A 16,255-nucleotide genomic window follows, 5' to 3' on the forward strand; every position below is an offset into this window, starting at 1 on the left:
GCTTGGCAGATTGCTGCAACTCTAGGACAGACAGTTGATTCACAATCGGAAACCCCCGACTCTAAATGATGTCGCAGCGTTGGCTGGGGTATCCGCCCAGACGGTCTCAAACTATCTCACGGGACGTTTCAAGCCCCGTGGGGCAAACCTGCAGCGTTTGGAGGCCGCGATCCAGGAACTTGGCTACCGCCCTAGCGCTGCCGCCCGGGCTCTGCGCCTGAAACAGTCCAACATCATTGCAATGCTGCTCGAGGATGGTGTCGACGGTGCCGAGGAGGGGTGGGAACCGCTTCATGCGATGTTTCTATATGGTGCGACGACCAAGGCTCGCGAGCTAGGTTTCTACATCACCACAGTACTGACGCGACAAGGAACAGCAGAGGCCGAGGCCGTGCGGCTTGTTCGGGAGGGGCGCGCTGACGGGCTGATCTGCAGTACCGAGTTGATGCCCGAAGCACAATTGCGCCGCTTGCAAAAAGTGGCTCAGACAGAACGAATCCCGATTGTCATGCTTCAGGAAAGTCGGCCTCGTCAGAATATCTGTACGGTCTCAGCTGACGATGAAAGCGGGGCCGCCCTGGCGGCGGAACATCTGGCGGCCCTGGGCCACCGACATGTCGCCGTCATGATGGTGCAGCCCCTCTGGCCGGGCCCGGTCCGTCGACGTAGTGCATTCGAGGCTGCTGCGACCCAGCTCGGCCTGACTGTCCAGACATGGGAGGCGGAACGGTATGCGGTTGATTCGATCCGCGTTCGTGCAGCTGTCGAGCTTGGCCGGTCGGGCCGGCCAACCGCTGTCTTCGCGGTGAATGACGTCATCGCAGTTGCGGTCATGCAGCAAGCGATCGAGTTAGGCCTGCATATCCCTCGAGATCTCTCCGTTGTCGGCTTCAATGACCTTGATGTATCGACCTATTTCCGCCCGGCCGTTACGACCGTGAGGACACCTGCTGCCGCTATGGGAGCCCGAGCGGTGGAGATATTGGTCGATACAATCGCGGGCAAGCCGTTGGTTCCCGCTGCGACCCTACCGATCGAGTTGATCATCCGCGACAGCACGGGCCCGGCGCCGGCCATCGAGGCGTTCGATGAGCGCACAAGATGGCGAGCTAACCCCAAGCCGTCGACGCGTCCAGCCAACATCGATGAATTTGATGGCTAGCTGCAGGAGCAAGCACGATGGCCGACAGCGTTGAACCAGGGCAGGTACCAGTAGACATTTTTCTGGTGGGATGCGGAAATATGGGGTTTGCCCTGCTCAAAGGCTGGCTTGCCGAAGGCAACCTCCTTCGGGTCCACGTCGTAGAGCCCGAGGCGTCGCTTCGTGAACGCGCCGCGGCCCACGGCGCGACCGCCTCGGCTGTGGCAACGGACATCCCTCCGGGCTTCGATCCGCACGTTGTCGTCATGGCAGTCAAGCCGCAATATGTCGGTGAACTGCTCGCCGGCTACCAGCATCTCGCACGCAAGGGCGCTTTCTTCCTTTCCGTTGCCGCGGGCGTCACCATAGCCAGCATGCAGGTGGCGCTCGGCGGCGGAATCCCGATTGTTCGTTGCATGCCTAACACACCCGCCTCCATAGGCGTGGGCGCGCTGGTTTGCTGTCTGAGCCAGCAAGCGGGCCCCCGTGAGGAGGCAATTGCGAGACAACTGCTCTCGTCAAGCGGCGCGGTCTATTTCGTCACGGATGAAGGGTTGATGGACGCGATTACCGCGCTCTCCGGGTCGGGGCCGGCCTATCTGTTCTACTTCATTGAATGCCTGACGGAGGCGGGCATCGCCGCCGGGCTGCCGCATGAACTGGCGAGCAAGTTGGCGCTCCAAACGACGTATGGGGCAAGTCTGCTGGCCAAGAAAAGTGATCAATCACCCGCCGCTCTTCGCCAGGCGGTAACCAGTCCCAACGGAACCACGGCGGCGGCGTTGTCGCACCTTATGTCTTCCGAAGGGCTTCGCCGCGTCGTCACCGATGCGGTGATGGCCGCCAAAGCCCGTTCGATCGAACTGGCGCAGCCGCAACAAAACACCGTGTGATGAGAGCTGCAGCTTCGCCAGGCAGAAGGCTTTCATCCGTGCTCTCAGGCCTTATTGAGCCAGGCAATAAGCGCGCGATCCCGATCGTCATGGCTCTCATTGTAGCGGGCTGATTTTTCTCGCGTGTCCTGGGTAAGAAAAAGGTCGCGGCAAGGCGACGAACTTGTCATGGAGCCGGGCGTTGAGTTCGTAGTAGGTCTTGAAGCGCAGCCTTGGCGTGAGACGCGCCCGATTTGATTCTCGACCTGACCTTTCTCCCAGCCGGGCGCCGGCGTACAGGCGACCGCTGCACAAGACAGTGGCTGCACATGCTGGAAGCGGCGATTGTATTGCCGGCCCTTGCGACGAACACCGGCAACCTGCAATCGCTCGCGTCAATTTCACTACTGCGGTCGCCGCTGGCGTCCTAATGGCTCGCGCTCGTGCTGCTCATCTTTGTCGTTGGTGATCTGCTGGCGCTAGTCAGATGACAGGCCACCATTGATATGTGTGAGTCGGATTGGGGTTACGACAATTGCCCTCCGCACGACACGGTGCAGACACCCTGACGAGAAAGGCACTCCGAAGGACGTAGACCCATTCCCGACTATTTCGTGTGTTCGCGTTCGAGCCATTTCCTGATGATCTTCCTATGACGGCTGCCGCCATAGCTCCCGAAATGCCCGCCATGAACGATGCGAACGGGCAAATCGAGTAAGCGCGTCATGCTCCGATAGTAGTCTGCGGCGTCGGAATGGTACGTGTCCTCGATCAACTCGCCATCGTAAACGACGTCGCCAGAAAAGAGCACGCCGGTGGCCTTCTCCCATAGGGCTATGCCGCCTGGCGAATGCCCCGGCGTATGGATGACCTCGAAGTGGCGGTCACCCAAGTCGATCACGTCACCATCCTCGACGATCCGCGTAGCAGGCGCGGCCTTCACGGCGTAGCGGGTGGAGGAGTAAGGGTATGGCGGTAGCGCAGTGAAGATCTCATCGGTCACATAGGGCGTGGCCAGCGTCGAAAGACGGTCTGGGTCGGCCAGGATATGGGCTTCCGCCCGATGGACGATGCGGTCCTCGAACTCATGGTGAGCCCCGATATGGTCAAAATGGGTGTGGCTCGACACCGCCCAGATCGGGCGCCCGGTGAGGATTGGAACATGCACGCGCAAGTCAACTACCCCCATGCCGCTGTCTACGAGCATATCGGTGTCGCGCCCCCGCACATGCCACATATTGCAGCGATAGAAGGGTTTTATATGCGGCTCCGAGATATGGGTGACGCCGTTGCTCAAGCACGACGTCTCGTACCAGCTCTCAGCTGTTGCGATCTTCACCAGTCAGCGCCTCGTTTCACTATAGATTTCCTAGTATTCGGCCTGGCTTCTCAAGAGGTCCTGACGACAGGACCTCTTGGAACATGAAAGTTCCAGCGACCTTGGCTTGAGGATCGTCGTTCAGGGCGCCGGCCTCGACATTGCCAGAAAGACAGACTGCCGGCTCTTCGACCAAGCAGCGTCAACCTTGGGCAGGTGCGGTCATGAAGTACATTCGGAACAATTCGTTCGCACGAAATGTCCCCTTGAAGCCCTTTTGAATAATAAATGTCTCACCACCAACAAATGTCTGCGCATTCCCTTGTGTGTCAGTCACGGTGCAGCTACCGCTTTGGACCGTGCACATTTCATGCGCCGAGCGTTCGTTGAAATATTCTGCGTAGGGAGTGCTTTCCCAAACACCAATAATCACGCTGCCATCATTTATGATAATCGCGGCACGTTCTTCTGGCTTTCCGTCGACCACGGCGTCGACAGGCACAAACGAGACCTCCTCAAGGGAAACACACGACGCACCTTCGGGGCTAAGTTTTATGACGGCAGGAATTGACATAGTGACCTCTACGGCTACGAATTCGGCGGCTTTCGCTCACGCAAAAGCCTCGATGGCTACAGATATACACGGAGATACGTGGCCCAATATATCTATTTAATTATTATTCTATCCAGGTAATTTTTCTCGTTTATACGAATGTAATGCTTCTCCGCCTTCGACAATAAGCTTCTGTTGTCTTCCACGTCCAGAATAATCCCGTTTTCATCCTTGTAGGCCGTCGGACCGCCCATGACATAAAGTGCTTGCGTATCTCCATCGCTTTCCATGACGACGTTCGTTTCCGTTCCCGGCAGCTCAAAGAAATAGTCTCCCGTCTTTGCCACCCAATTACTTTCAACGAACTGCATCGTCCCCTTGATCATATAGCCGTGCGTCGGGCCCATCCTGACATAGCGCGTTAGCCATCCTTTCTTGCGAACGCGCATGACTTCGCTGCGCTCTCCCGTGAGCAGGTTAATGGACAGAGGCCACACCCAAACCCCTGTCTCGAGCGGAACCCAGAATTCCTCGCTCGGCGCCCGCACTCCAAAAAAGCCATTCATTTTCTGCTCCGTCTAATTGCCCGGATGAACAGCGGTCCATGCGGCTGTTCACCGGATACTATCCATCCAGATGTATTCATGATGCGTAGCTGCCCTCGATGACATTGCGCCGCTCCAGAAGCCGCGTTAGCCACAGGGTGTCGATTTGCGGTACCGACGACAGAAGCCGCTCGGTGTATTCCGGATGCGGAGGAGAAAAGACTTCCGACTTCATGTCCTGCTCGACCACCCGGCCGTTCTGCATGACCACCACCTGGTCGGCGATGGCTTTGACTGTTGCAATGTCATGCGTGATGAATACGTAAGACACGCCCAGATCCCGCTGCAACCTCAGTAGCAGCTTCAAGATCGCCTCCTGCACCACCTGATCCAACGCCGACGTGACCTCATCGCAGATGATGACTTCGGGATCGGCGGCAAGGGCACGAGCGATGCATACGCGTTGCTTCTGCCCTCCTGACAGCTCGTTGGGGTGATGATCAAGGAACCGCTCTTCCATTTCAATCATGTCCATGAGCTCGCGGACTCGTCTGATCAGAGCATCGCCCGACAGGCCGAGATAGAACTGGAGCGGGCGGCGGATGATATCGCCAACTGTATGCCGCGGATTCATTGCCGTGTCCGCCATCTGGTAGATCATTTGAATGCGGCGCAGCTGATCCTTCGTCCTGTCCCTCAACGACGGTGGCAATGGTCGTCCATTGAACACCACCTGACCTGTTCTGGGGGGCAATAGGCCGGTGACGACGCGCGCGACCGTCGACTTGCCGGAGCCCGATTCCCCGACCAGTGCGACGGTACACCCTCTCGGGACCGTTATGTCGATATCGTGCAGCACGTTCAGGGTGCTGCCATAGGCTGCCTCTACATTCTTGACATGGAGCACGATGTCGTTGGACGTTATTTCGGGCTTATGCAGTGTCCGAACAGCCCATAGTGATTTTGTGTATTCGTCCTGCGGGTGGGCTATCATGCGCTCGGCCGGTGCTTCTTCCACCTCCCGGCCGTGACGCATGACCTTGATGACGTCGGCCATCTGACTCACCACCGCAAGATCGTGGGTTATGTAGATCGCCGCCGTGTTGAACCTTTTGACAAGGTCGCGGATAGCCGCCAGCACCTCCACTTGCGTGGTCACGTCCAATGCCGTCGTGGGTTCGTCGAATACGATCAGATCTGGCCGGGGAGACATAGCCATTGCCGTCATGGCTCGCTGAAGCTGCCCGCCCGACACCTGATGCGGAAACCGGTCGCCAAACACTTCGGGCAACGGAAGACCAAGAGACGCGTAGAGAGCACAAGCGTCTGCCTTTGCATCGTATTTCGTCTTCAAACCATGCAGAACGGTCGACTCTACGGTCTGGTCAATTAACCGGAACGCCGGATTGAACGAAGCCATCGCGCTCTGTGCGACATATGTCACACGCGAGCCCCTCAGCCTGGTCTTCGCCCGCTCGTCCAATGCGACGAGATCTTGGCCAAGGAACTTGATCGTTCCGGAACTCAACCTGCACCCGGGGCGCACGAAACCCATCGCGGCAAGGCCAAGTGTGGATTTGCCTGCACCGGACTCGCCAACCAATCCGATGATTTCTCCGCGCCTGAGGCTCAAATTCACATCGGCGACAAGAGGACCCCATTTGCCATTCGAACGCCCTTCGATGCAGACGTCACGCATTTCCAGTAGAAGTTCGGCGTCCTGCTGTTTTGATCCGGGCTCAGCTTTCATCATGCGCTCCGCTCATCTTTTGCAAGAACCAATCCACCACGAAGTTCACGGCAATGGTCAGCACCGCTATGGCTGCGGCAGGCAGCAATGGGGTCAGAGCAGCCTTCAGGTCGAAATCTGCGAAGGAGATCAATGGCGCGCTTTCGCGAACCATTGAACCCCAGTCCGCCGTCGGCGGCTGCAAGCCAACGCCGAGAAACGATAATGAGGCGATCGTAAGAAAGACAAAGCTGAACCGCAGGCCGAATTCGGCGGCAAGCGATGGTACGATGTTCGGCAGGATTTCACGCCGCATCAGCCACCACAGACCTTCACCGCGCAGGCGAGCCGCTTCGACATAGTCCATCACCACGACGTTGAGAGCGAGCGCCCGGGCGAGCCTGAAGACGCGGGTTGCATCCAGGAACCCGATGATCAGGATAAGGTTGAGGACGCTCGATCCAAACATTGCCAGCAACATCAAGGCAAAGATCAACCCTGGAACCGCGAGCACCACATCCACCAGGCGGCTCAGGAGATCGTCGACCCAGGAGCGGTTGAGGGCGGCGATGAGACCCAGACCAACTCCGATCGCAAAGGACAGGAAGGTAGCCGCGGCAGCCACTCCTATGGTATTGCGCGCGCCGAAAATCAGCCTACTGAAGACATCTCGTCCAAGATTGTCAGTCCCCAGAAGGAATTCGGCACTCCACGGCGCATAGGGCTGCGCGAAGACCTGACCCTCGCCATATGGCGCGATCATCGGCGCGAATATCACGACCACTCCATATGTGAGGATAATGAGCAAACTGACCAACACGGGAACCGGGGTGGTGGTTAAGAAGCCGACCTTTTTGCGCCAAATCATCATCTGGTTGCTCTGCCTTACAGATTCTTTGGGCCACATTCGCGCAGGATGACTTTCGTTCATCGCGGATAAAGCAATCGGGGATTGGTGCAGATCGACACGACGTCCGCGAGCAGATTTAGCAGAATGAAAGTAATGGAAAAAAGCAGCGCGCATGCCTGCATCACCGGTATGTCCCTCGTCTTGACCGAGTCCACCATCAATTGCCCCATACCCGGATAGACGAACACGACCTCGACAACGACGACGCCGACGACGAGATAGGCAAGATTCAGCGCGATGACGTTGACAATCGGAGCCCACGCATTCGGCAGGACGTGCCTGATGATCACCTGTGCCTTGGACAGCCCCTTCAACCGTGCCATCTCCACATAGGAGTTACCCAGCAGACCAATGATGGTGGCCCTCGTCATGCGCATCATGTGCGCCGTGATCACAAGCGTGAGCGTCAGCACCGGCAGGGATGTGATATAGATCCGCTGGGCCAGGGCCATGCCCGGCCGAACGTTCGCAAGCGACGGCAATATCCCCCACATGATCGACAGCAGGAGGATTAGTCCGTAGGCGACGAAGAATTCGGGCAGCGCGATCGCCGCCAGTGTCGCGGCATTGGTGGTTCGATCATAAGCCGTATTCTTGTATAGCGCGGTTGTGATGCCCAGCAATAAAGACAATGGAACGGCGACAATTGCCGTCAATCCGGCCAGGAAGAGTGAATTCTCCAACCGGGGCAATACAAGATCGATGACCTCTCGCTGGCCGCCATTCGCTCTGCCGACGAAGGACGCGCCGAAATCACCATGGAGGACGCCGCCGATCCAGTGCAGATAGCGTAGAATGACGGGGTCGTTCAGACCCACCTCCTGGCGAAATGCCGCCACCGATTCCGGTGTGGCGGACTGCCCGAGGATCTGGGTGGCAAAATCCCCAGGCAGGAGTTGCATCGCCGAGAACGCGATCATGGACACCACCATCATGGTGACCAATCCCATGGCTGTACGCCGAAGTAACAAGGAAGCAATTTGGTTCATAGAAGTACCGCGCTCGCTTTCATGTTTACGGCATTGTTTGTGCCGGCAACGAAGCAAAAGAAAATACTCCGGTTCGGCCCACAGGGTCTATTGACGACCGCAAAGCGCAACGGTTGAGCCTATTGCTCGAACCACCAGCGCTCAAAGGATCTGCCGCCGTCGAGTTCCCATGCGCCAGAAATAGAACCTCCATGGCGCAGGTTCTTGCGGCGTGCGGTCAGCCGGTTGCGGAAGAAGGGGATGACCGCGCCCCCGTCGTCGGAGCATATCTGCTGCATTTCCTTGTAAAGCTCGGCCCTGCGACCATCATCAAGTTCGCCCTTGGCCTGTTCGAGGAGCGCATCGAACCGGGTGTTCCGCCAGCGTGTTTCGTTCCATTTCGCGTCGCCGGCATAAACGAGCGAGAACATGGCGTCGGGCGTCGGACGCCCACCCCACTGCGAAACAAAAAACGGACGGTTCATCCACACGTTGGACCAATAGGCATCGTCCGCCTCTCTAACCACTTCAACTTCTATTCCTGCTGGACGGCACATTTCTTTGAACAGGATCGCAGTGTCGACAGCCCCGATGTAGGCTATGTCGGCAGCCGACAGACTGAGCTTTAGGCTGTCATATCCGGCCTTCTTCAGCAGGGATTTCGCTCTGTCAGGATCGTATATGTGCTGCTCCAGCGACGCATGGAACGGCGTTATGGGACCAATGGGATTGTCGTTTCCGATCGTCCCGTGCCCGAGCAGGATCTTCTCGATCAGTTCCGGTCTGTTGACCGCATATTTGAGAGCCCTGCGCACATCGGCATTGTCGAAGGGAGGGGCGTTGCAGGTCATGGCAAGGCAGACATGCGCGCCACTCGGCGTTTCATCGATCTCAATGTCCGGCGCCGCCGCGAGTTGAGCAGAAAATCGCAGATCAAACTCGCTGATTGCGTCAACTGAGCCGGTCCGGAGCGCGCCTATCCGCGCGTTGCCATCGTTCATAGCAATCATCTGGACGCCGTCAAACCAGCCCTTGTCTGTTTTGAAGTAGTTTGCGTGCTTCACAAGCTCGGTGGTGACGCCGGGTTCGTGCCGGGTAATCTTGTAGGCGCCGGTGCCGTTCATACCGCTCCAGTCGACATTCCCTTGGCCGTCAGAGGGACCGATCACCAATTGCTTGTCGGTAAGAAAATATGGCAGGTCAGCAAAACCGCGCTTGCATCGGAAGACAATCTTGCCACCATCCGCAGTAATGCTCTCAACGTCCGCCAACTGGGTAGAAGCCGCGGAATGGGAACCGGCTTTGAGGTGGTAGTTCAAGGAATCGCTGACATCCTTGGCGGTCAAGATCTTGCCGTCGTGGAACTCGACACCAGAGCGGATTTCGAACGTCCATGTCTTGGCATCCGGCGAAGCCTCCCACGAACTGGCGAGGTCGGGGCCGATCATGTTGTCGGACTTGATCTCGACGAGATAGCTCCTGAAGGCGCAATTCAACTGCGTCATATAGATGCCGAACGGTGTCGCCGGATCCATGCTGTCGGTTGTGTTGGCATCATGAATGCCAACCCGGTATGTGCCGCCGCGCTGAGGCGTGGACGCTCGTGCCTGCCTGGACCAGAAGCCCATGGCCACAGTCGAGCCTATGCCGAGCGCGGCAGATCGCACTAGGAATTGCCGTCTGTCGATGCTTCCTGCAACGACCGTCTGCAATGTAGTATTAAGCTTAGCATCCCAACGGGTCATTCTGGTTCCCCTTATTTTATCTGTGGTGACACTTGGCGATAAGTCTTGCGGGTGTCTTGTCCGAAAAACCCGTCAATTGCGCGGTATAACTCCTTCTAGGCAGCAGTAAAAAACCACCTGAAAATGCGAGCCAAGAGTCGGCGATTGTTCACGTGCGAGCAAAATATGCGATTGCATCGTGCCCGGAGATCAACCGACCTAGTCTTTGATCCAGTTGCGGCCGAATCGCGCCTCGAACCACTCTTTCAGAGGGCAATCAGCATCCTGCGGCGCTTGATACCCCAGATGCGTCGACTTCCACCCGAGAAGTTGCTTCTCGATAGGGGTGCACCTCGCCAGCAAGTCGTCCGGCATCTGGATATAGTCGATCGGACGCAGAAACCTGTAGCCATAGCCAAAATAGAGAACGACGCGCGTCTTGTCTGAATGGTTTGGGGCGCCCGCATGCCACAGACCTTCCTGGAAAATGACCGCGGAACCAGCCTTGATCTTGAGCTCTACGGCACCGACGGGGTCATTGCTGCCGTCGGGAAAAACCGGAACGCCGGCGAGTCGATGACTGCCAGGCACGACCATCAGAGAACCCATTCCTGAAGACAGCAGGTCGGTCAGGAAATAACCGATTTTCAGACTGGTAAACGCCCGGCGCCCCTGCACCTGGATGCCCGGCGTACCCCCGTCCGGATGCCAGCCGACATTTCGCTTGTCGGGCTGAGGCGGCACCTTAATCAGATGAGACGTCATCAACTGGATATTATAGTGATTCAGAAAACGGGCGGCCAATGGAAACGTTGCCGGCCAGGTCATCAGATCAAAGAATACCTGATCCTCACCAACCACAGGCCTGATATCAAGGCCAAATATCTCTCTCTTATTGCCAGATTTTCTGAATTTATCATCAAGATTATTTATCGTATCTAGAATGGAGGCAACCATTTCCTGTGACAGCGCGTCTTCAACGACAATGTATCCTTTGTGGTCGAATTCGGCGACATGCTCCGCAGAAACCCGCACCTCCGGTATGTCTGAAAGTCCGTCCATTTTTTCCGCACCTTGCATCCAGCCGGCAAATGCACGCCGGGACATCGATCTCGAGCAAAATGAAGCATCGATAAAAAGTTGTCAATACGTTTTATCAAATTTTGGCATCCAAGGAATCCAAAACTGCCGTCACCTTGTGCGAGAAGTGGCAGCCATTACCCTTGAGTTATGGTAATTTCTTAGCATTCCTGCGCTTTCAGCGCATAAATAACCTACTCTCCCTTTGTGATTGGTCGAAGGAAATGGAATTTCCGAATGGATCAGGGCTTGTGTTTTTGATAAAACGTTTTAATATCCTGCCCAGAGGCATCGATGGTGTTCCGCTAGAGGATACATTTGTGATGATTGGTGGTTTGGGTTGTTGGCACCCTGCCGTTCTACCTGATCGAAATATCTTCGAGCGGCAAAGGCCGCATCGGCCCTATTGGAGCAATGATGGAAAGGACCGATGCGATCGCGCTTGACTGCGGCGTTCCGGTCGCCTGCGATCGCCCGCTTTGGCAGTTTTGCGGCGAGCCACACTGTGACATGGTCGCCATTGGGATGCGAAGCGATCCAGTGGCGGTCGCATTGTGCCAACCCAGATATGCCTACCCCTGGATGAGGATGCGAGAGACATGTCGGCGGATATAAGGGATGTGGCACGTGCTGTGGGAATGTCGGTTGCGACCGTTTCCCTCTCGCTGAACAACAAGGGCCGGGTCAGCGCGAAGACACGGCAGCGTGTACTCGATGCCGCACAGCAACTTGGGTACTTTCCCAATCATCACGCAAGGGGCCTCCGAAAGGGGGCGACCGGCCTGATCGGCTTGCAGATCGGCCACGCCGCCGCTGGCGCGCCGATAACGGATTCGGCCTTCGTCAACGATCTCCTGAACGGTGCGTCCCGGGCAGCGTTGTCGCAGGGCTGGCTCATCACCGTTGTACCCCCGCGCGCCGATCGCAACATCTTGGAGAAACTCGATATTCGCCAGGGCATCATCCTGGATCCTCTCGGCGATGAAACCCTTCTTCGGCACATATGCGAAAACGGCGGCGCGGGTGTTACCATAGGCCGTCCCGCAAGCAATGACTTTGATCGGGGTGGTGCGACCAATGTGACGCATATCGACTATGACGTCGGTTCTGTCGTCAGATGCGGCCTACAGCATCTGTCCAACTCCGGATACAAGAAGCCTGCACTGCTGACAGTGAACTACGGGACTTCCTATATAACCGATACGGTGTCCGAGTTCGAAGCTTGGGCGCACGAGATGAGAATTCCGACGGTTGTAGCGCGCTCGCAGAAGCTCGACATCGCCGCTTCCGCGCACATCGCCCACGAAATGCTCGCTCGCTCGGACAGACCCGATGCGATATATACAACTAATGAGGAAGGCGCGCTTGGGGTAGTCCAGGCGGCTCGGCAATTGGGTCTCAACATCCCGAACGAATTGGGCCTGTTGACGACGATGAGCACACCGAGGCTTCTACAATCCGATCCGACGATCACCACGCTCGATATGCATCCCGACAGGATCGGCGAGCGCGCCATTTCGATTCTGATCGGCATGACGTCAGAAGAAACACCGCTGCAGCGCCCGGCCCCGGTCGCATTTGATCTGAATATTCGGAGATCGACCCTGCGCGTGTCGATACACCGTTTCTCCGCCGAGGGGATGCCGACAGAAGTCGCGGCGGTATCCACGTGACATCAGAAAGAAGAGAATCTGCGACATGCGTGGGCGCGCTCTTCGAAGCATTGCAGTTTCGCCGACAAGGCACGGATTGAGCGATGATCACCTCCGATAGCGACATCAAGCTCCTGCGCATATTCAGTACTGTCGTCGACGCGGGCGGCCTTGCATCTGCACAAGCCCAACTCAATCTATCGCTGTCCACCATTTCCGGTTATCTCGCTTCACTCGAAGCGCGACTAGGCGTCAAGTTGTGCCAAAGGGGGCGATCCGGATTTCGCCTGACCGATGGCGGGCATCTGGTCTACGATGAGACACAAAGACTGCTATCCACGCTAAACCAGTTCAGCGACAAGATCGGCAGCCTGAACGACGATCTGACCGGCATCCTGCGGATCGGTTTAACCGACAACACGATATCAGACGAAAACAGCCCCCTGCATACGGTCTTTGGTAAATTTGGCGCGGAAGCACCAAATGTCATCCTGAATATAACGACAAGACCGCCTAACGAACTCGTGAAAGATCTCGTTGCAGGAAATCTGCATGTCGCGATCGCCAGCTTTCCGCGAACCGCCGACCGTTTAGGTTACAGCAAGCTCTATTCAGAGACGCAACTTTTCTATTGTGGGAAAGGTCACCCGCTTTTCGACAGAGCGGACGATACGATCGAGGTCGATGAGATCGCTGCCCACCCTATCGTTGGCCGGTCGTATTGGGGCGAACGCGACCTCAGAATATTTCCCCATGTCACCCCTCGCGCCGTTGTCAGCGATATGGAGGCTGAAGCTCGGCTGATCCTGTCGGGCCGCTTTCTGGGCTACTTGCCGCAACACTATGCCCAGACTTTTGAGAATGCCGCACGGTTGCGGCCTTTACGCCCAGATCTTCTGCGCTATAGAGCCATTTTCCGTGCCGCTTACCACCCCACAAGAGCCGAAGCGAAGCGTTCGCCACTTAGCGTATTCTTGCGGCTTCTCGAGCAGGCTTACTCAATAAGAAACTGAGCGGACCTGGCACAGCGCCGTTCCCCGAAAATCCATAGATGATAACTGCTGATCGCAACGACTCCGTGCGCAACACGGTCGTCGTTTCATGTCTGCGGCTGCTTTGTTCGAAGTTTTCCGACGTGAACGGCGGATATTCGAGCTTCTTCCCTGCTCGAATATCCGGAACTTGAGCACAAAGCCCGCTGCGCACCGATCGTCCACCCACACGGCTGGTCTGATGCCCCACCCCATAGAAAACGAGAGGAATTTTGATGGTTCATAGAAGCCCTGACGCAAAGGTCGTCATCATCACGGGAGGGTCGAGCGGCAGCGGCAAGGCTGCTGCCCGTGTATTTCTGCGCAACGGTTTCAAGGTCGTCATCAGTGGGCGGGACGAAGTGCGTCTCAACGATGCCCAAAAAGAACTTGAGGCGCTTGGTCCTATCGCTTCGGTTGTCGCCGATGTTGCCGATCCCGAGCAGGCCGACCGTATGATCGCTACCACGGTCGAACTGTTCGGCCGGGTCGACGTTCTCGTCAACTGCGCAGGTATCTTCGGCCCCTTTATCCATTTCCTCGATCTGACTCGTAAGGATTGGGATGACGAACTGGAAGTCCACCTGTTCGGCGTCATTTATTCCTCTCAAGCGGCCGCGCGGCAGATGAAGAGGCAGGGCGACGGGGGTGCCATCGTGACGATCTCCTCGATCAACGCATGGCAAGTGGAACAGCGCTTTACCCCCCACTGCGTGGCCAAGGGCGCAATCCTGTCCCTGACGCGTGGCATGGCATGCGATCTGGCAGAATTCGGCATTCGCGTGAACGGCGTCGCCCCCGGTTGGGTAAACAGCCCCATGGCGACCGCCGACTTCGTTGGCATCGAGGGAGTGCCAATCGACTGCAACATCATCCAGCGCCCTGCCGAGCCGACCGAGATCGCGGAGATTATCTACTTCCTCGCCTCGCCGGCTTCGTCATGCCTGGCTGGCGAAACCATCCTTGCGGATGGGGGTCAGATGGCACTGCTGACTGGCATCCGCACGGTTGAAGACTCCGAGAAGGTCAACCGCATGCGGCGCTGGCAGAACACGCCGCCCGTAAATGTTTGACAATCCGGTTAGGGAGGAATTTAGCTATGTCGCAGCACAAGGACGCAGTTTCGCTTTTTGACGCCTTCAAGTCCCAAGGCATAGATCGCCGGGAGTTTCTCCGCGGTCTCGCCGCCCTGGGTCTTTCCGCCAGCACCGGCGCTGCACTTGTCGCGCTTGGTAGTCCCGCCACAGCAGTCGGGCAAGAAGGCCGACGTCTCCGCTTTGCCATTACTGATCCACGCGACCCAAGCGTCGACCCCGGCTCTATCTTGGGGGGCACCTCGGTGGTGCTCGGCTTCTGTATTTTTGAAGGACTTGTCGGTTTCGAGCCCGCTGTGGCCAACGACCAGGGGATTGTCCAGAACGTGCTCTCAAACCAACTCGTGACGCTCTTCGAATCTTCGAAGGACGGGCTGCGGCATAAATTCCGCCTCAAGGAAGGCGTGCTGTTTCACGGTGGATACGGTGAACTTACCGCCGAAGACGTAAAGTTCAGTTTCGAGCGCATTGCAGGCAAATCTGGCGAGAAGCTGGCTTTTCAAAGCGATTGGGCGGCTCTCGACCGGGTGGACGTAGTCGACAAATACTCGGGCGAGATCGTTCTTAAAACCCCTTACGCGCCGCTGATGGGCACGACCATACCCTGGTTCGTCGGCTGGATACCGTCGAAGAAGGCAATCGAGGAGCGGGGGGCCTCCTTCGCCACAAAACCTATTGGCACCGGTCCTTACGAATGGGCCGAGTTTGTGCCACAGCAGCGGATCTTGCTCAAGCGCTTTGCGGATTGGCACGGCGGCCAGGCCGCGAATTGGGATGAGATTGAAATCGTCTGGATTCGGGATGCCAATGCCCAAGCAATCGCCCTGGAAGCCGGCGACGTCGACGCCACGCGCCTGGCTGTCAACAAGATCAAACAGTTCGAATCGCTGGCCGGGTTCCATGTGTCGTCATCGGTGTCGCTCGACCAGATATGGATCGGGTTGAACCTACTTCGGCCGGTTTTCCAGGACGAGAAAGTGCGCCATGCCATACGCTATGCGGTCGACGTGCCGGGGATTCTCGCCGGCGTTTACGAGGGCCGGTACACGCAAGCAACCGGGCCAATCGCGCCCGGAATGCCGATCGGCTACTGGAAAGACGCGCCCAAATACGAACGCAACGTGGAAAAGGCTCGTGAGCTGCTCAACGAAGCGGGTGCCTCTGGCCTCGAAATTGCCATCGCGGTTCCGCGCGACAGCGAGTTGCGGCTCGCCGCCGAGATTGTCCAGGCCAATCTGGCGGAGGTCGGCATTACAGTGCAAATCGATGTGCGCAGCGATCTGGTCAGCCTCGGGCCGAAGGCACGCGAGCTCGATATGTTCATAGGGTCCTTCACGGCCGTCCCGCCTGACCCGACATGGGCGACACAATGGTGGCGGTGCGACGGGTTTGATCAATATAACTGGATGTACTGGTGCAACAGCGAGTATGACCGCTTGGACGTCGCCGCTACGCTGGAGATGAATCCGCAAAAGCGAAACACTCTTTATATCGACGAGCAAAAGCTCTGGGACGAGGCCGCACACAGCATATGGGTGGCCTGGCCTTCGGTTTTCGTCGGCGCGCGCGAAGACGTAGAAGTGAGTTGGGTCAACAGCGCTCCTAATCTTCCAAGGTTCCGTCGCCGGCCTGGTTAAA

The 16,255-nt window shown here is 57.3% G+C and carries 14 protein-coding genes; 6 read left to right on the forward strand and 8 right to left on the reverse strand.

Translation table 11 applies throughout. The features are described from left to right. Positions 1-34: 34 nt before the first annotated feature. Together AC07UC_RS31580 and proC are read left to right on the forward strand one after the other, a co-directional pair. Positions 35-1,162 carry a LacI family DNA-binding transcriptional regulator gene (locus AC07UC_RS31580; protein WP_494908592.1) on the forward strand — a complete coding sequence of 376 codons (1,128 nt, stop codon included), beginning with the start codon at positions 35-37 and terminating at the stop codon, positions 1,160-1,162. A 17-nt stretch (positions 1,163-1,179) separates the two neighbouring features. Beyond that, a complete protein-coding gene (gene proC / locus AC07UC_RS31585; protein WP_494908593.1) occupies positions 1,180-2,034 on the forward strand; it encodes a pyrroline-5-carboxylate reductase in 855 nt (284 codons plus the stop codon). Positions 2,035-2,620: 586 nt separating this feature from the next. Here proC and AC07UC_RS31590 read toward each other — a convergent pair. The 8 genes from AC07UC_RS31590 to AC07UC_RS31625 form a co-directional block, all read right to left on the reverse strand. After that, a complete protein-coding gene (locus AC07UC_RS31590; protein ID WP_494908594.1) occupies positions 2,621-3,352 on the reverse strand; it encodes an MBL fold metallo-hydrolase in 732 nt (243 codons plus the stop codon). A 181-nt stretch (positions 3,353-3,533) separates the two neighbouring features. Continuing rightward, positions 3,534-3,833 carry a cupin domain-containing protein gene (locus AC07UC_RS31595; RefSeq protein ID WP_494908595.1) on the reverse strand — a complete coding sequence of 100 codons (300 nt, stop codon included), beginning with the start codon at positions 3,831-3,833 and terminating at the stop codon, positions 3,534-3,536. Positions 3,834-3,997: 164 nt separating this feature from the next. Continuing rightward, positions 3,998-4,450 carry a cupin domain-containing protein gene (locus AC07UC_RS31600; protein ID WP_494908596.1) on the reverse strand — a complete coding sequence of 151 codons (453 nt, stop codon included), beginning with the start codon at positions 4,448-4,450 and terminating at the stop codon, positions 3,998-4,000. Between the two features lie 76 nt (positions 4,451-4,526). Beyond that, positions 4,527-6,182 carry an ABC transporter ATP-binding protein gene (locus AC07UC_RS31605; protein WP_494908597.1) on the reverse strand — a complete coding sequence of 552 codons (1,656 nt, stop codon included), beginning with the start codon at positions 6,180-6,182 and terminating at the stop codon, positions 4,527-4,529. Next, a complete protein-coding gene (locus AC07UC_RS31610) occupies positions 6,169-7,029 on the reverse strand; it encodes an ABC transporter permease (protein ID WP_494908598.1) in 861 nt (286 codons plus the stop codon). Before AC07UC_RS31610 ends, AC07UC_RS31605 begins: the two co-directional genes overlap by 14 nt. 56 nt (positions 7,030-7,085) lie before the next feature. Continuing rightward, positions 7,086-8,057 carry an ABC transporter permease gene (locus tag AC07UC_RS31615; RefSeq protein WP_494908599.1) on the reverse strand — a complete coding sequence of 324 codons (972 nt, stop codon included), beginning with the start codon at positions 8,055-8,057 and terminating at the stop codon, positions 7,086-7,088. 119 nt (positions 8,058-8,176) lie between these two features. Next, complete coding sequence (locus AC07UC_RS31620; RefSeq protein ID WP_494908600.1) at positions 8,177-9,781, reverse strand: ABC transporter substrate-binding protein; 1,605 nt, start codon at positions 9,779-9,781, stop codon at positions 8,177-8,179. A gap of 198 nt (positions 9,782-9,979) precedes the next feature. Next, entirely contained in the window at positions 9,980-10,867 is an 888-nt protein-coding gene (locus AC07UC_RS31625) for a phytanoyl-CoA dioxygenase family protein (protein WP_494908601.1), read from the reverse strand. Between the two features lie 572 nt (positions 10,868-11,439). On the opposite strand from AC07UC_RS31625, the gene AC07UC_RS31630 reads away from it, so the two are divergent. The 4 genes from AC07UC_RS31630 (at position 11,440) to AC07UC_RS31645 (ending at position 16,254) form a co-directional block, all read left to right on the forward strand. After that, entirely contained in the window at positions 11,440-12,513 is a 1,074-nt protein-coding gene (locus AC07UC_RS31630) for a LacI family DNA-binding transcriptional regulator (protein WP_494908602.1), read from the forward strand. An 83-nt stretch (positions 12,514-12,596) separates the two neighbouring features. Next, positions 12,597-13,505: a LysR family transcriptional regulator gene (locus AC07UC_RS31635; protein ID WP_494908603.1), complete on the forward strand. Its 909-nt coding sequence runs from the start codon at positions 12,597-12,599 to the stop codon at positions 13,503-13,505. Positions 13,506-13,759: 254 nt separating this feature from the next. Beyond that, positions 13,760-14,596: an SDR family NAD(P)-dependent oxidoreductase gene (locus AC07UC_RS31640; protein ID WP_494908604.1), complete on the forward strand. Its 837-nt coding sequence runs from the start codon at positions 13,760-13,762 to the stop codon at positions 14,594-14,596. 26 nt (positions 14,597-14,622) lie between these two features. After that, positions 14,623-16,254: an ABC transporter substrate-binding protein gene (locus tag AC07UC_RS31645; RefSeq protein ID WP_494908605.1), complete on the forward strand. Its 1,632-nt coding sequence runs from the start codon at positions 14,623-14,625 to the stop codon at positions 16,252-16,254. Position 16,255 lies beyond the last annotated feature (1 nt).

Source organism: Mesorhizobium sp. GW821-FHT04C10 (assembly GCF_059420305.1).